1 protein-coding gene is annotated in these 1,228 nt (G+C 59.0%); it reads left to right on the plus strand.

Annotation, left to right across the window (positions count from 1 at the left end; translation table 11 throughout):
* A partial coding sequence (tuf, locus tag Q1B21_RS22285) for an elongation factor Tu (RefSeq protein ID WP_299893262.1) occupies positions 1-1,176 on the plus strand: 1,176 nt, incomplete at its 5' end.
* Positions 1,177-1,228 lie beyond the last annotated feature (52 nt).

Genomic DNA, 1,228 nt, shown 5'->3' on the forward strand with positions numbered 1-1,228 from the left:
ATGGCAAAGGAAAAGTTTGAGCGTAATAAGCCGCACGTCAACATTGGAACGATTGGCCACGTTGACCACGGCAAGACCACGCTGACCGCAGCGATCACCAAGTATTTTGGTGACTTCCAAGCGTATGACCAGATTGACGGTGCGCCGGAAGAAAAAGCGCGTGGCATCACCATCTCGACGGCCCACGTGGAATACGAGACCGAAAACCGTCACTATGCCCACGTTGACTGCCCCGGCCACGCCGACTACGTCAAGAACATGATCACGGGTGCGGCGCAGATGGACGGCGCGATCCTGGTTGTGAACGCTGCTGACGGCCCGATGCCGCAGACCCGCGAGCACATCCTGCTGGGTCGCCAGGTTGGCATCCCGACCATGGTCGTGTTCATGAACAAAGTGGACCAGGTTGACGACGAAGAGCTGCTGGAACTGGTGGAAATGGAAATCCGCGAGCTGCTGTCTTCGTATGAATACCCTGGCGACGACATTCCGATCATTGCCGGTTCGGCTCTGGCCGCGATGGAAGGCAACAACCCTGAGATTGGCGAGGAATCCATCCGCAAGCTGATGGCGGCCGTGGACGAGTACATCCCGACGCCTGAGCGCGCTATTGACCAGCCGTTCCTGATGCCGGTCGAAGACGTGTTCTCGATCTCGGGTCGTGGTACCGTTGTAACCGGGCGTGTTGAGCGTGGCGTGATCAATGTTGGCGACGAGATCGAAATCGTCGGCATCCGCGACACCAAGAAAACCACCTGTACCGGTGTTGAAATGTTCCGCAAGCTGCTGGACCGCGGTGAAGCGGGTGACAACATCGGCGCGCTGCTGCGTGGTATCGACCGTGAAGGCGTTGAGCGTGGCCAGGTTCTGTGTAAGCCGGGTTCGGTAACACCGCACACCAAGTTCGAAGCCGAAGCCTATATCCTGACCAAGGATGAAGGTGGTCGTCACACGCCGTTCTTCGCGAACTACCGTCCTCAGTTCTACTTCCGTACGACTGACGTGACCGGCACCGTGACTCTGGCGGCTGGCACCGAGATGGTGATGCCCGGCGACAACGTGTCGTTCGAGGTTGAACTGATCGCGCCGATCGCGATGGAAAACGGCCTGCGCTTTGCCATCCGCGAAGGCGGCCGCACCGTCGGCGCCGGCGTTGTGTCGAAGATTGTAGAGTAATCGGTAGACCGGGCGTCAGCCCGGCACATCGTTGAAACAAAGAAGGCCGCCC

Origin of the sequence: uncultured Ruegeria sp. (assembly GCF_947504215.1) — a bacterium.
Taxonomy (GTDB): domain Bacteria; phylum Pseudomonadota; class Alphaproteobacteria; order Rhodobacterales; family Rhodobacteraceae; genus Ruegeria.